The 12,958-nt window shown below is 60.9% G+C and carries 12 protein-coding genes; 6 read left to right on the top strand and 6 right to left on the bottom strand.

The genetic code is table 11. The features are described from left to right. Positions 1–52: 52 nt before the first annotated feature. Positions 53–1,072 carry an EF-P lysine aminoacylase EpmA gene (gene epmA, locus J2D75_RS06150; protein ID WP_207853890.1) on the bottom strand — a complete coding sequence of 340 codons (1,020 nt, stop codon included), beginning with the start codon at positions 1,070–1,072 and terminating at the stop codon, positions 53–55. Positions 1,073–1,092: 20 nt separating this feature from the next. Here epmA and J2D75_RS06145 point away from each other — a divergent pair, with 20 nt between their 5' ends. Beyond that, entirely contained in the window at positions 1,093–2,154 is a 1,062-nt protein-coding gene (locus J2D75_RS06145; protein ID WP_207853889.1) for a lysine-2,3-aminomutase-like protein, read from the top strand. A gap of 25 nt (positions 2,155–2,179) precedes the next feature. Here the strand turns inward: J2D75_RS06145 and ggt are convergent, their stop codons facing one another. Both ggt and map read right to left on the bottom strand, forming a co-directional pair. Next, on the bottom strand, positions 2,180–3,967 hold the full coding sequence (ggt, locus tag J2D75_RS06140; protein ID WP_207853958.1) for a gamma-glutamyltransferase: 1,788 nt from the start codon (positions 3,965–3,967) through the stop codon (positions 2,180–2,182). A 110-nt stretch (positions 3,968–4,077) separates the two neighbouring features. Continuing rightward, on the bottom strand, positions 4,078–4,878 hold the full coding sequence (gene map / locus J2D75_RS06135) for a type I methionyl aminopeptidase (protein WP_207853888.1): 801 nt from the start codon (positions 4,876–4,878) through the stop codon (positions 4,078–4,080). A 72-nt stretch (positions 4,879–4,950) separates the two neighbouring features. On the opposite strand from map, the gene J2D75_RS06130 reads away from it, so the two are divergent. Then, on the top strand, positions 4,951–5,130 hold the full coding sequence (locus tag J2D75_RS06130) for a hypothetical protein (RefSeq protein WP_207853887.1): 180 nt from the start codon (positions 4,951–4,953) through the stop codon (positions 5,128–5,130). Here the strand turns inward: J2D75_RS06130 and J2D75_RS06125 are convergent. After that, a complete protein-coding gene (locus J2D75_RS06125) occupies positions 5,107–6,261 on the bottom strand; it encodes a D-alanyl-D-alanine carboxypeptidase family protein (protein WP_207853886.1) in 1,155 nt (384 codons plus the stop codon). The two genes, J2D75_RS06130 and J2D75_RS06125, sit on opposite strands and share 24 nt — an antisense overlap. 315 nt (positions 6,262–6,576) lie before the next feature. Between J2D75_RS06125 and clpS the strand changes: the two genes are divergently transcribed. Together clpS and clpA are read left to right on the top strand one after the other, a co-directional pair. After that, a complete protein-coding gene (gene clpS, locus J2D75_RS06120; protein WP_207853885.1) occupies positions 6,577–6,954 on the top strand; it encodes an ATP-dependent Clp protease adapter ClpS in 378 nt (125 codons plus the stop codon). Positions 6,955–7,175: 221 nt separating this feature from the next. Continuing rightward, on the top strand, positions 7,176–9,518 hold the full coding sequence (gene clpA, locus J2D75_RS06115) for an ATP-dependent Clp protease ATP-binding subunit ClpA (protein WP_207853884.1): 2,343 nt from the start codon (positions 7,176–7,178) through the stop codon (positions 9,516–9,518). 75 nt (positions 9,519–9,593) lie between these two features. Here the strand turns inward: clpA and J2D75_RS06110 are convergent, their stop codons facing one another. Together J2D75_RS06110 and J2D75_RS06105 are read right to left on the bottom strand one after the other, a co-directional pair. After that, positions 9,594–10,121 (bottom strand): DUF3465 domain-containing protein, encoded by a 528-nt coding sequence (locus J2D75_RS06110; protein ID WP_207853883.1) that lies wholly within the window; start codon positions 10,119–10,121, stop codon positions 9,594–9,596. Positions 10,122–10,143: 22 nt separating this feature from the next. Continuing rightward, positions 10,144–11,064, bottom strand: coding sequence for a polyphosphate kinase 2 family protein (locus tag J2D75_RS06105; RefSeq protein ID WP_207853957.1), 921 nt, complete (start codon positions 11,062–11,064; stop codon positions 10,144–10,146). A 126-nt stretch (positions 11,065–11,190) separates the two neighbouring features. On the opposite strand from J2D75_RS06105, the gene J2D75_RS06100 reads away from it, so the two are divergent. Next, on the top strand, positions 11,191–11,799 hold the full coding sequence (locus J2D75_RS06100) for a YqgE/AlgH family protein (RefSeq protein WP_207853882.1): 609 nt from the start codon (positions 11,191–11,193) through the stop codon (positions 11,797–11,799). 80 nt (positions 11,800–11,879) lie between these two features. Then, positions 11,880–12,956: a sulfate ABC transporter substrate-binding protein gene (locus tag J2D75_RS06095; RefSeq protein ID WP_408736745.1), complete on the top strand. Its 1,077-nt coding sequence runs from the start codon at positions 11,880–11,882 to the stop codon at positions 12,954–12,956. Positions 12,957–12,958: the final 2 nt, after the last annotated feature.

The following is a 12,958-nucleotide window of genomic DNA, read 5'->3' as shown; positions in this document are numbered from 1 at the left end:
CCAGAGGCTGGCCATGTGAACGACAACGCCGCGATGGTACAAATGTTGCAGACTAGTTACCCATCCACAAGACATCCTGTATACGCCGTGCCCCACAGCCCAGCATAACCAGACGGTCAAAGCCCAGAGCAATACCCGAACAGGGGGGCATATGCGGGAGGGCGGCGAGCAGGTTTTCATCCACCGGCCAGTCTTTGCGGGTGGGGTAAAGGGTATTCCGTCGGGCACGATCATGCTCGAAACGGGTGCGCTGTTCGGTGGCGTCCGTCAGTTCCTCGAAGGCGTTGGCCAGTTCCATGCCTGCGGCGTAAAGTTCAAAGCGCAGAGCCACGCGCGGGTCGTGTGGGTCAGTGCGGGCCAGTGCGGCCTGACTGGCGGGCCAGTGGGTCAGGAATGTGGGGCGTTCGCGGCCTATGGCGGGTTCCACACGTTCCAGCAGCAGACGGAAAAACAGGTCTTCCCAGCTTTCATCCGCACGCAGGGGGCAGGAGGCGGCGCGGGCCAGTGCCTGCGCATCCCCTTCGGTGGGGAGCAGGTCTACCCCCGCATGGCGGGCAAAGGCCTCCTGCATGCTCAGGCGTTCGAACGGAGCGCTGAGGTCCAGCGTGGTGTCCGCGTAGGTGAGGCTGGGGGGCAGGGCGGCTTTCAGTAGGGCTTCGGTTTCATCCATCAGCCCGCTCAGGGGCAGGTGAGGGCGATACCATTCGAGCATGGTAAATTCAGGGGCGTGCAGGGCGCTGCCCTCGCCATTGCGCCACACACGGGCGAACTGGAACACCGAAAGCCCGGTGGCCGCGACAATCCGTTTCATCGCAAATTCTGGGCTGGTATGCAGGAACAGGGGCTGTTTTTCGCCGTGCGGCGTTTCCTGCTCGGTGCAGAAAGGTAGCAGATGCACCTCCTCGCCGGGTACGGGTACGGCGCAGGGTGTTTCCACTTCCATACAGCCGCGTGCTTCCAGAAAAGCGCGGACAGAGCGCATGATCAGCCCGCGCCGGGCAAGGTAGGGCAGGCGGTCGCGCAGGCGGAGTGGGTCGGGCGTGTGCATATCAGTGGTTGCTAAGACAGACATGAGAAGAGTAGAGCCGCAGCATGTCTTCTTTGGTCAAGCCCTCATCCGTGTCTGGCCCTGTGGCCGCACGCACGCTCCGCACGCCTGATGACCTGATTGCCGCAGGGCTTACGCCTGCCTCGGCACGGGCAGAGCTGCTGGCCGTGGCTGGGCAGTATGCCACCGCCATTCCTCCAGCCTTTGCCGCGCTGATCGAACAGCCGGATGACCCCATTGGCCTGCAGGTCATTCCCTCGCCCGAGGAACTGGTAGTTGCTCCGGCCGAGCGGTCCGACCCGATTGGTGATGAAGCCCTTTCTCCCGTGCCGGGTATTGTCCACCGCTATGCGGACAGGGCGCTGCTCAAGCCGCTGCTGGTCTGCCCGCTTTACTGCCGTTTCTGTTTCAGGCGTGAGCATGTAGGGCCGGATGGCGGCGTTCTGGACGAAGCCGCGCTGGCCGGAGCGCTGGACTGGTTGCGTACGCACCCGCAGATTCGCGAAGTAATTCTGACAGGGGGGGACCCGCTTATGCTCTCCCCCCGGCGGCTGGGAGAGATTGTGGCGGCTCTTTCCGCGATTGCGCATGTTACAACCATTCGGGTTCATACGCGCGTGCCGGTTGCGGCACCCGAGCGTGTAACGGATGCCATGCTGGAGGCGCTGGAAACCGACAAAGCCATGTGGATGGCGGTGCATGTCAACCACGCACGCGAGTTGTCCGAGCCAGCACGCGCCAGCCTGCGGCGGATTGTACGCCGGGGTATTCCACTGCTCGGACAGTCGGTTCTGCTGCGTGGTGTAAATGATAGCGAGCACGCGCTGGAGGCGCTGTTTCGCGGTATGGTGGAAAACCGCATGCGCCCCTATTACCTCCACCAGCTAGACCCCGCACCCGGCACGGCCCGTTTTCATGTGCCTGCACACGAGGGGCGGCGCCTGCTGGCAGGTTTGCGCGGTCGGGTAACAGGATTGGCCTGGCCGCTTTACGTGCTCGATATTCCCGGCGGGTATGGCAAGGTGCCGCTTGGCCCTGATTATGTCGATGGGGCCGAGCAGGTGCGTGACCCTTCAGGCCGCGCCCACACACTGGCGCGCCTGTAGGGCACGGGTAAGGGGGCTGCGGCCTTTACGGCACGCCAATAGCCGCGCCACCGGGGTGGCGGCGGTCATACCCACCGTAGTAACCGGCTTTTGCATCGCTCACGCCCAGAGCGGGAGCGCCCACCAGTATCCCTTCTGGAATACCCCACGGCGCATGCGGGGCAAACTGGTAGCCCTCATGTTCCAGCGTGTTGGCGACATCAGGGCTGAGCGCACCCGATTCCACCTCTACCGCTTCGGGTATCCACTGCTCATGCAGGCGTGGCAGGTCTATGGCTTTTTGAATATCCAGCCCGTAATCCACCACGCCCAGAACCACTGACAGAATAATGGTGGGAATGCGTGAACCACCGGGGCTGCCAATGACCATGACCGGCGCACCATTGCGCGAGAGAATGGTGGGCGACATGGAGGAAAGCGGGGTCTTGCCCGGCGCGATGGCGTTGGCCCGGCTACCGGGAATGCCAAACATATTGGGCGTACCCGGTTTGATGGAGAAGTCATCCATCTCGTCATTCATGACAATGCCGGTTGTGCCCCCCACGACTTTCGCTCCGAACCAGCCGTTGAGCGTATAGGTGGTGGAAACGGCAAAACCATTGCGGTCAATGACGGAGTAATGCGTTGTCTGCGGTTTTTCCGGTGCGGCTTCTCCAGCCTGAAGCTCGGCGGAGGGAACGGCATGGTCGGTGGGAATGGAGGCCCGGACAGCGTTGATATAGGCCGGGTTCAGCAGGTGGCTGATCGGATTGTGGACAAAAGCAGGGTCGCCCAGATTGCGCCTGTCTGAATAGGCGTGGCGCATGGCTTCGATTTCGCGCTGCAGGGCTGGGGCGGTGTGCAGGCCCAGCGCGTGCATGTCGTAACCGGACAGGATTTCAAGCATTTCGCACAGGGCAACGCCACCAGCACTGGGCGGCGGGGCGGTTTCCACCAGAAAACCACGATAGGTGCAGCTCAGCGGTGGCAGTTCGCGCGGGGTATAGCGGGCAAAATCCTCGTTTTGCAGAATGCCCCCATTCAGGCGGGAAACGCGCACCAGTTCCTGTGCAATGGGGCCATGGTAGAACGCTTCGCTACCTCCGTGGGCAATCTGTTCAAGCGTGTGCGCCAGATGGGTCTGCACCAGCCGGTCGCCTGCCTGTAGGGCGGTGCCGTCAGGCCGCAGGAAAATCGCGCGGGCATACGGGTCTTGGGCAAAGCCTGCGGTTGCGGTGTGGAGCAGTTCCACATCGCCCGTTTCCAGCACAAAGCCGTTGCGGGCGAGTTCGATAGCGGGTTCCATATCCGCCTGACGCGACAGGTGGCCCCAGCGCTGGCGCACCATTTCCAGCCCCGCCACCGTGCCCGGCACGGCAACGGCTTTCCAGCCCAGTACGGACAGATCGGGAATGACATCTCCCTTGCTGTCCAGATACATGTTGGCTTTTGCGGCCAGTGGCGCTTTTTCACGGAAATCAAGAAAAACGGTTTTCTGGCCCGGAGGACGCAGCAGCATGAAACCGCCGCCCCCCAGATTACCCGCAGCCGGATACACGACAGCCAGCGCATACCCCATGGCTACGGCGGCATCGGCTGCGTTTCCGCCTTGTGCCAGAACCCGCGCTCCGGCCTCGGAGGCCAGTTTCTGGGCTGAAACCACCATGCCATGCGCACCCCATGTGGGGGCGAGCGCTGGCAGGCGGTCGGGTTGGCCACCGGCATAGGCCAGCGGATCAGTGCTGGCGAGCGGTGTGGCGGAAGGCGTAACGGCCTGCGCCAGAGCCTGCGCGCTGACAAGCGGCGCTGTTGCAGGCCATGAGGCCGCCAGCATGAATACGGCGGCACAGGTACGAAGCAAACACCCGCGGCCAGCCCCCTTGCGGGCAGGGGCCAGAGGGGCTGGCCCCGTAGGAGCGGGGCCGGGCGCGGGCATAGTCATGCTTATCCTTTCGGGGTGTAGGGCGGGTGCGTGTAACCGGCGGGTGAGAGGGTGAAAATCTCGTAGCCGGTTTCTGTGACCGCCAGCATATGCTCGAACTGGGCGGACAGGGAACGGTCACGCGTGACGGCTGTCCACTCGTCTTCCAGAATTTTGACATCAGGCTTGCCGATATTGAGCATGGGCTCGATGGTGAACACCATGCCAGCCTTCAGCTTTAGCCCCGTTCCGGGCTTGCCGTAATGCAGCACGTTGGGCTCGGCATGGAAGGTGCGGCCAATGCCATGGCCGCAGAAATCAGTCACGATAGAGTAGCGGTTCTTTTCCGCGTGGCTCTGGATCGCATGGCCAATGTCGCCCAGTGTCGCGCCGGGTTTGACAACCTCAATCCCGCGCATCAGGCATTCATAGGTGGTGTCGACCAGTTTGCTGGCCTTGATGGAGACCTTACCCACCGCGTACATGCGGCTGGTATCGCCAAACCAGCCATTCAGCTTGGGGGTAACGTCGATATTGACGATATCGCCTTCCTGCAGGGGGCGTTCGCCCGGAATACCGTGGCAGACAACATGGTTGACCGAAATACAGCACGACTTGGGATAGCCACGGTAGTTCAGCGGCCCCGGTACGGCTCCATGTGCGAGTGTGTATTCGTGAATGATCCGGTCCAGCTCTCCGGTGGTAACGCCGGGCCTGACATAATCGGTGATCATATCCAGTGTTTCGGCGGCAAGGCGACCCGCCGCGCGCAGCCCGATAAAGTCTTCTTCCGTATGGATAATGATTCCGGCTCTGCCTGCCATGTCTGCCTCTTTGCTGTGTCCGCCATGATGCGGGTCGATACAAGGCGGCAAAGATGAAGATACTGACCGGTAATGGCAACCCGCTTTCGCCTGCTATCAGGCAGCCATGATCGCAGGGCGGCTGTTGTGGTGGCGGGATATGGGGTCAAACCACGCCCTGCAAAGGTCGTTGCAGGGCGTGTCGTAGTTATCAGCGGGTGGCGCGATAGAAAGCGCCGTGCACCGGTTTCAGGTGCGGCTACGGCTGCGTGAATGCGCGGTATGGTGGAGCGGGTGTGCGGAAATGGCATGCACTTTCGCGCCGATCAGCCGCACGCGGTGATCATGCGCTGTGGTAGGACGGCCCCGGCGGACATGCGTGGAGGCTTCAGCCACTTCAAGCGCTCTGTGATGGGTGGCGCCTGCCATGGCGATCACGCGGTGCTCCCGCGTGGCCGAGCGGTGTGTGGTCGCGCGGGCAAGCAGCAGTGGCCGCTCGACAGGGGCAACCCCTTCGGCGTCGAAACCACGATCGAGCTGGCTGGCCATAAGCTGGGTGCGCTGCGTGTTGCTGGCAGAACCAAGAACAACCCCGACAAGGCGCACATTGTCGCGCATGGCGGAGGTAACAAGGTTATGCCCGGCTTCCTGCGTGTAGCCGGTTTTCATGCCTTCAGCGCCCGCATAGACCTTAAGCATGGGGTTATGGTTGGGAATAACCCGCTGGTGAAAGCGGAAGCTGGGCGTGGCGAAGTAGTGATAATATTCGGGGAAATCGGCAATGAGCTTGCGCCCGAGTGTTGCCAGATCCCGCGCGGTGGTGAGCTGCTCGGTATTGGGCAGGCCGGATGCGTTGCGGAATGTCGTATCGTTCATGCCCAGCGCCTGAGCCTGACGGGTCATCATGGCGGCGAACTGCGGCTCGCTGCCGCTCCCGATCAATTCGCCCAGCGCACAGGCGGCGTCATTGGCGGATTTGGTGACAAGGGCAAGAATGGCTTCTTCCACCGTCAGGCGTGAGCCGGGCACCAGACCGAGCTTGGACGGCTCCATGGTGGAGGCATGGATTGAGACCGGGACTTCCTGGTTGGGTGTGATAACGCCTGCGCGCAGGGCGCTGAAAGTCATGTAAAGCGTCATCAGCTTGGTCAGGCTGGCGGGATAGCGACGCAGGTCAGGATTGTTCTGGGACAGGACATCGCCCGTGCGGGCATCCACCACGATAGAGCTGATCTGGTGGGCATACTGTGCGTGGGCTGTGCCAGCACCCGTGACACCACCCAGAACAAGGGCCGTGAGACCGGCTAACCACGTGCCGCGCCGTGCCTTACGCCCCACTGCAAGGTTTGTGGCGGCAGGGGCCGCAGGAAGTGCGGCCTGCCGCTGCTTTGCCCGTCTGGACATCCGTTTCTGTGCCAACACTACCCCCGCCGCTTTTGCGGTGTTCAGTATTCCGCCTGACGCAGGGAATCGCAAGAGCGCACTTATTAAAAACCACGACAATCCAGAGACCTGCCATGCGGTGGAGATGCGCATGGGGGGTAGTTTCATCATGACAGGGCCATACCCCGTGTGGCACAAGCAGAGCCACACCTGACTGCTGACTGTAGGGAAGGAGCCGCCGAATCCGGCGGTAACGGGGGAGTAACCTTGTTTTTTCCGGCCTGATGCGGAAAAACAGGCCCCATTCGTGCAACCGGGTTTCGGAGTGTCTTCGCCATGCTGTCGTCGTGTTATCCTGTCCTGCATACGGGCAACGGACCATCCCGGCGCGATGGTGGGCTGGAGTCGGACGGAAACGACGCGGATGTAGGCGTGGTGGTGCGGGCCAAGCCCAAAACCCGCAAACCCGCCATGTACAAGGTGCTGATGCTCAACGACGACTACACCCCGATGGAATTCGTGGTGTATGTGCTTGAGCGGTTTTTCCAGAAAAACCGGGAAGAGGCGACAGACATCATGCTCAATGTCCACCGGCGTGGCGTGGGTGTGTGTGGCGTGTTCACGTATGAGGTGGCCGAGACCAAGGTTTCGCAGGTCATGGATCTGGCGCGCCAGAACCAGCACCCCTTGCAGTGCACGATCGAAAAAGACTGAGCCGCACAGGGCGGTACAGGCCTTTGGAACCCCGTATGCGGGGCCGCCGTTATGCCGGCGGGTGGTAAAAATCCACGATAAAAAAACAGTTGTGACAATTTTTATGCGCTTATGACTCGCATTTCTGGCTGAAGCAGCCAAATATGGAGGAAGGGCTTCTGCGCCTGTGGCGGTTTCTGCATGGGCCACACGCAGAAGATCTTCGAAAGGAGCGTCTCGTCATGTTGTCACGCAATCTTGAGCAGACGTTGCATCGGGCGCTTATTCTGGCCGGTGACCGGCATCATGAATATGCAACGCTCGAGCATCTGCTTCTGGCCCTGGTGGACGATTCGGATGCCGTTACGGTGTTCCGGGCCTGTGGCGTTGATCTCGAGCGCTTGAGAACCGATCTGACGGGTTTTCTCGACAAGGATCTGGCAGGTCTGGCGGCTGATCGTCCTACGGAGCCAAAGCCCACGGCGGCTTTCCAGCGGGTTATCCAGCGCGCGGCCATTCATGTCCAGTCCACCGGGCGGGACGAAGTAACCGGCGCTAATGTACTGGTGGCGCTGTTTGCCGAACGCGAAAGCCACGCGGTGTATTTCCTGCAACTGCAGGACATGACCCGGCTGGATGCGGTCAACTTCCTTTCTCACGGGATTGCCAAGGCGCCTGACCGTTCCACCCGCAGGCCGATCAGCGGCACGGGGCCGGGAGCGGACAAGGCGGAGGAACCCGAGCGCAGCGAAAGCAAGAGCCAGAAAAGTCAGGATGCGCTGTCCACCTACTGCGTCAACCTCAATGACAAGGCGCTGGCAGGCAAGGTCGATCCGCTGATCGGGCGCGATACGGAAATTGAACGCACGATTCAGATCCTGTGCCGCCGCACCAAGAACAATCCGCTTTATGTGGGTGATCCGGGTGTGGGCAAAACGGCTATTGCCGAAGGGCTGGCCCGCCGCATTGTGGAAGGCAATGTGCCTGAGGTGCTGCTCCAGTCCACCATCTATTCGCTGGACATGGGCGCACTGCTGGCTGGCACGCGCTATCGGGGCGATTTTGAAGAACGCCTGAAAGCAGTCGTAACGGAACTGGATCAGGATCCGCATGCGATCCTGTTTATTGACGAAATCCACACGGTTATCGGTGCGGGCGCGACATCGGGCGGGGCTATGGATGCCTCCAACCTGCTCAAGCCTGCCCTTGCGGCTGGTACGCTGCGCTGCATTGGTTCGACAACCTATAAGGAGTTCCGTCAGCACTTCGAGAAGGATCGTGCGCTGGTGCGGCGCTTCCAGAAGATTGACGTGCCCGAACCGACCATTGATGACGCGGTAAAAATCCTGCGTGGCCTCAAGGGAAGTTACGAAAAGCACCATAAGGTGCGTTATACTGACGAGGCTATTCGCGGGGCTGTCGAGCTTTCGGCCAAGTATATTCATGACCGCAAGCTGCCCGACAAAGCCATTGACGTGATTGACGAGGTCGGGGCTTCGCGCATGCTTCAGCCTGAAGGCCGCCGCCGTAAGACGGTGAACCTGAAGGACGTGGAAGACATCATCGCCCGCATTGCCCGCATTCCGCCCAAGAGCATCTCGGCGGATGACAAGGAAGTGCTGCGTAGCCTTGAGCGTGATCTCAAGGGCATGGTGTTCGGTCAGGACAAGGCGATTGATGCGCTGTCCGCTGCCATCAAACTGGCGCGGGCAGGGCTGCGGGAGCCTGAAAAGCCGATTGGTAACTATCTCTTCTCCGGCCCGACAGGTGTCGGCAAGACAGAGGTGGCCCGCCAACTCGCCACAGCACTGGGGATCGAGCTGATCCGCTTCGATATGTCCGAATACATGGAGCGGCATTCGATCTCGCGCCTGCTGGGTGCGCCTCCCGGTTATGTCGGGTTTGATCAGGGGGGACTGCTGACCGACGCCATCGACCAGCACCCGCATGCGGTCTTGCTGCTCGATGAAATCGAAAAGGCCCATCCCGATCTGTACAACGTGCTGCTGCAGGTGATGGATAACGGCAAGCTGACCGATCATAATGGCAAGACGGTCGATTTCCGTAATGTCATCCTGATCATGACGACCAATGCCGGGGCGTCCGACCTCAGCAAGGAGGCGGTTGGTTTTGGCCGCACCGTGCGTGAGGGCGAGGATGAAGAGGCGATCAAGCGCCTGTTCACTCCTGAGTTCCGTAACCGTCTGGATGCGATCATTCCCTTCGCGCATCTGACGCCGGAAATCGTGGGGCAGGTGGTCGAAAAGTTCGTGCTGCAGCTTGAAGCCCAGCTTGCAGACCGTAACGTGACGATTGAACTGTCCTCCGCCGCCAAGGAATGGCTGGTCGAGCGGGGATACGACCGCCTGTATGGCGCGCGCCCCATGGGCCGGGTCATTCAGGAGTCGATCAAGAAGCCGCTGGCGGAAGAGCTGTTGTTCGGCCGCCTTACCAAGGGCGGGGCCGTCAAGATCGGCCTGCGCAATGGCGAACTGGTGTTCGATATTGTGGAAAGCAGCGTTGCCTCACCCAGCGGGGGCGAGGATGAGCGTGGCAGCGAACGTGAGGAAGAAGCAACCGGCTAAAACCGGTTGCTCTTTCAAGGCAAAAGCGGCTGGCGGGTGTAAAAACCGGTCAGCCGTTTTTTTTATGCGCAGATGTTAGTCGTAATGGGTGCCATTGACCGTGACAGAACCCGGCACCCCCCATGAACGCCCGGTGCCCCGGTGTGTCCAGTCGATCCCCTGCCGCTTGTAGGAATCGTAATAATACCGCCCGACAACGTCCACATGGTCACCCTTGGCCACCCAGGGCCAGGCCGGGGTGTGCATTTCGTCCAGATTGGTGACGATACGGATGGAAATGGTGGGGGTTACGGCGACATAAAAATAACCATGCAGGCCGCTGCGGGTGTTTTTTGCATGCGGGGCCAAGGTTAGCACCGTGCCGCAGATATGCACGGGAACATCGCCTTTGGGGCCGCCTTGTTCAAAATTTTTCTGTGCTGACAGAAAGCCCGCATTATCGCAGGTGGCGGATACCTGTGTGGGAGGGGCCGCGCGATCCTGCTGGTGGCTGTACCACCCCTCCCGCGCCTGTGCCTGCGGCACAGCCATAACGGACAGGCACAGGGCAAGGCCCGCAAGCAGGGCAGGGCGCATGGCAGATGGCGTGGTGGTGGGTGTCATGGAAATGTCCGGCATTGGGTAATCAGGATTTCTTCTTGTGTTTTGCGGGCGGTTCCTCGTTCAGCAGGCTGTCACGATAGTTATCGAGCTGACGGGTAATTTCCGGCGAGGGAGACGGCATTGTCTGGTTAAGATTGTGCAGGGCACGGATAATGGTGCCGATCACGACCAGACGTGCATACCATTTCTGGTTGGCGGGTACGACAGTCCATGGGGCGTGCTCACGGGCTGTGGCGGTAATGGCGTCCTGATAGGCAGTCTTGTATTCGTTCCAGAACTCGCGCTCACGCAGGTCAGCGGTCGAAAATTTCCAGCGTTTTGCCGGAATATCCAACCGGGCGAGCAGGCGTTTACGCTGTTCCTCGCGCGAGATGTGCAGGAAGAATTTCAGCACCACCGTACCCTGTCGGCTCAGGTAATGCTCCAGATGGCGGATGTCGCTATAGCGTCCCTGCCAGAATTCCGGGGTGTTGGTTTCGCCCGGCAGGTGTTCGTTGTTCAGCAGTTCGGGATGAACGCGGGTGACCAGCACATCTTCATAATGACTGCGGTTGAACACCACAATCCGGCCCGCCTGTGGAGCGGCCAGATGGATGCGCCACAAAAAGCCGTGCAGCAGTTCGGATGGGCCGGGCTGCTTGAAGGAGGTCACGCTTACCCCCTGCGGATTTACCCCCGACATGACATGTTTGATGGTGCCATCCTTGCCTGCGGTGTCCATGCCCTGCAGGACAATCAGCAGTGAGCGTGTCTGGTTGGCGTAAAGCAGTTCCTGCAATTCCTGCAGGCGTGTTTTTACGGCAGCCAGCAGAGCCTTGCCGTGTTCTTTGTCCAGCCCTAGCCCGCCGTCATCATCGGGGCTGAAATGGTCGAGATCGAACGTCTTGCCATCCGTAACCTGGTAGCTGTCCAGTGTTTTGAGAAAGCGGTTCAGGTTGTTCAGCGGATTGCTCATGCAAGGGTGCCTCTGGGGGTCGGAGGGGCCGTACCGTGTCTGGTTCGGCACTCAATCTGTTGTGGGCCGCGATGATGGTCTTGTCAAAAGCGTGGAACACCTCATATTCCCTTCATGGTCTCCCTGCCTTCCATCCTGAGTTCCGGCCTTGCGCTGGAAGAGGGCGTGTCCCTCAGCGGAACCCTGCTTGTCGCGACGCCCATGCTGGGTGATACCCCGTTCGCGCAAGCAGTCATCTATGTGTGCGCCCATAGTACAGAGGGGGGCGCGATGGGGCTTGTGGTCAACCGCCGCCTGCCGCGCCCTGATCTGGATGAACTGCTTGAGCAGCTTCAGATTGGCCCCGTGCCGCCCAGACGGCGCATTGGCCTGTGTGCGGGTGGCCCGCTGGATGAAGGGCATGGCCTTGTGCTGCATTCCTCCGATTGGAGTGGCGAGGAAAGCATGACGGTAACCGGCAATGTCACCCTGACTGCCAGCATGGATGTTCTGCGCGAAATCGCGGCAGGGCAGGGGCCAAAAGATGCCCTGCTGGCTATGGGCCATGCAGGCTGGGGGGCTGGGCAGCTTGAGCAGGAAATCCTGCATCATGATGCGTGGCTGGTTGTGCCTGCTACGCGCGATCTGGTGTTTGGAACGGATCAGACCGCCAAATGGCGGCGGGCTCTGGCGTCCATTCGCATAGACCCCGCCCGCCTGAGTGCGCAGACAGGGCATGCCTGAATAGCTTGGCTGAATAGTTTTTTTGAAGTTTTGTGCCACGCCTGTGGCTGGTCAGTTGCGGGCGGGAAGGAGAGTTGAGCGTGTCTGTCACCCTATCACGGCGCGGGTTTTTGTGGCGTACGGCTGTGTCAGGGGCAGGGGCGGCTTCGGGCATTGCCTTGTCTTCGGTGGCGCTGGCTGGTGCGGGTGGCGTTTCACACGCGAGACCAGATGCGGCGGAGCAGGCGCATGCCCTGCTCAATGTTTCCTACGACCCCACGCGTGGCCTGTATGCCGATATCAGTCGGGCCTTTGTGGCAGACTGGCAGAAAACCGCTCCCTCGGGCAGTGATCTTGTGGTGCGTACGTCCAATGGCGGGTCGGGGGCGCAGGCGCGCTCCGTGCTGGAAGGTGTGCCAGCCGATATCGTCAGTCTTGGTCTGTCGCGCGATATAGACCTGCTGGCGCAGTATGGCCTGATTGGCGCGGACTGGCGCACCCGGTTGCCGCACGGAGCGGTACCCTATACCAGCACGATCGTTTTTCTGGTGCGGCGCGGTAATCCGCTGGGGATTCATGACTGGCCAGACCTTGTGCGGCCGGGCGTGCGGGTTGTAACCCCCAACCCCAAAACATCGGGTGGGGCGCGCTGGAACTACATGGCAGCCTGGGGGGCAGCCCTGCGGCGCTCTGGTGGGTCTGAAGCTGCGGCGCGTGCCTATATGCGCGCTCTGTTCCGCCATGTGCCTGTGCTGGATACCGGTGCGCGTGGGGCTACCAATACATTTGTGCAGCGTGGCTTTGGCGATGTGCTGCTGGCATGGGAAAACGAAGCCCTTCTGGCCAGCCAGCAGCTTGCACCGGGGCATTTCGAAATTATCGTCCCCTCCATCAGCATTCTTGCTGAACCGCCTGTGGCGGTGGTGGACCGGAATGTGGAGCGTCACGGCACGCGGGCTGTGGCTGAGGCCTATCTGCGCTACCTGTTTACCCCCGCAGGGCAGGCCATTGGCGCACAGCATTATTTTCGCCCGGTCGATCCCGCCTGCCTTGCTGCCAACCGGACACGTTTTACCGATGTTCCGTTGTTTGATATCGCCAGCCTTGGTGGATGGGCCGCAGCCCAGAAAGCGCATTTTGCCACTGGCGGCCTGTTTGATCAGAGTACGACCGGCTGAGG

The sequence above is a fragment of the Acetobacter suratthaniensis genome (assembly GCF_017377745.1).
Taxonomy (GTDB): domain Bacteria; phylum Pseudomonadota; class Alphaproteobacteria; order Acetobacterales; family Acetobacteraceae; genus Acetobacter; species Acetobacter suratthaniensis.
The sequence above is the reverse complement of the archived record's forward strand: the minus strand, read 5'-3'. Positions and strand labels throughout refer to the sequence as shown.

Coding starts and splice junctions, on each gene's coding strand:
- clpS (WP_207853885.1), top strand. CDS start 6,577: ATGCTGTCGTCGTGTTATCCTGTCCTGCATACGGGCAACGGACCATCC.
- J2D75_RS06125 (WP_207853886.1), bottom strand. CDS start 6,261: ATGTCCAGACGGGCAAAGCAGCGGCAGGCCGCACTTCCTGCGGCCCCT.
- J2D75_RS06100 (WP_207853882.1), top strand. CDS start 11,191: ATGGTCTCCCTGCCTTCCATCCTGAGTTCCGGCCTTGCGCTGGAAGAG.
- J2D75_RS06110 (WP_207853883.1), bottom strand. CDS start 10,121: ATGACACCCACCACCACGCCATCTGCCATGCGCCCTGCCCTGCTTGCG.
- clpA (WP_207853884.1), top strand. CDS start 7,176: ATGTTGTCACGCAATCTTGAGCAGACGTTGCATCGGGCGCTTATTCTG.
- J2D75_RS06130 (WP_207853887.1), top strand. CDS start 4,951: ATGGCAACCCGCTTTCGCCTGCTATCAGGCAGCCATGATCGCAGGGCG.
- ggt (WP_207853958.1), bottom strand. CDS start 3,967: ATGCTGGCGGCCTCATGGCCTGCAACAGCGCCGCTTGTCAGCGCGCAG.
- epmA (WP_207853890.1), bottom strand. CDS start 1,072: ATGTCTGTCTTAGCAACCACTGATATGCACACGCCCGACCCACTCCGC.
- map (WP_207853888.1), bottom strand. CDS start 4,878: ATGGCAGGCAGAGCCGGAATCATTATCCATACGGAAGAAGACTTTATC.
- J2D75_RS06145 (WP_207853889.1), top strand. CDS start 1,093: ATGTCTTCTTTGGTCAAGCCCTCATCCGTGTCTGGCCCTGTGGCCGCA.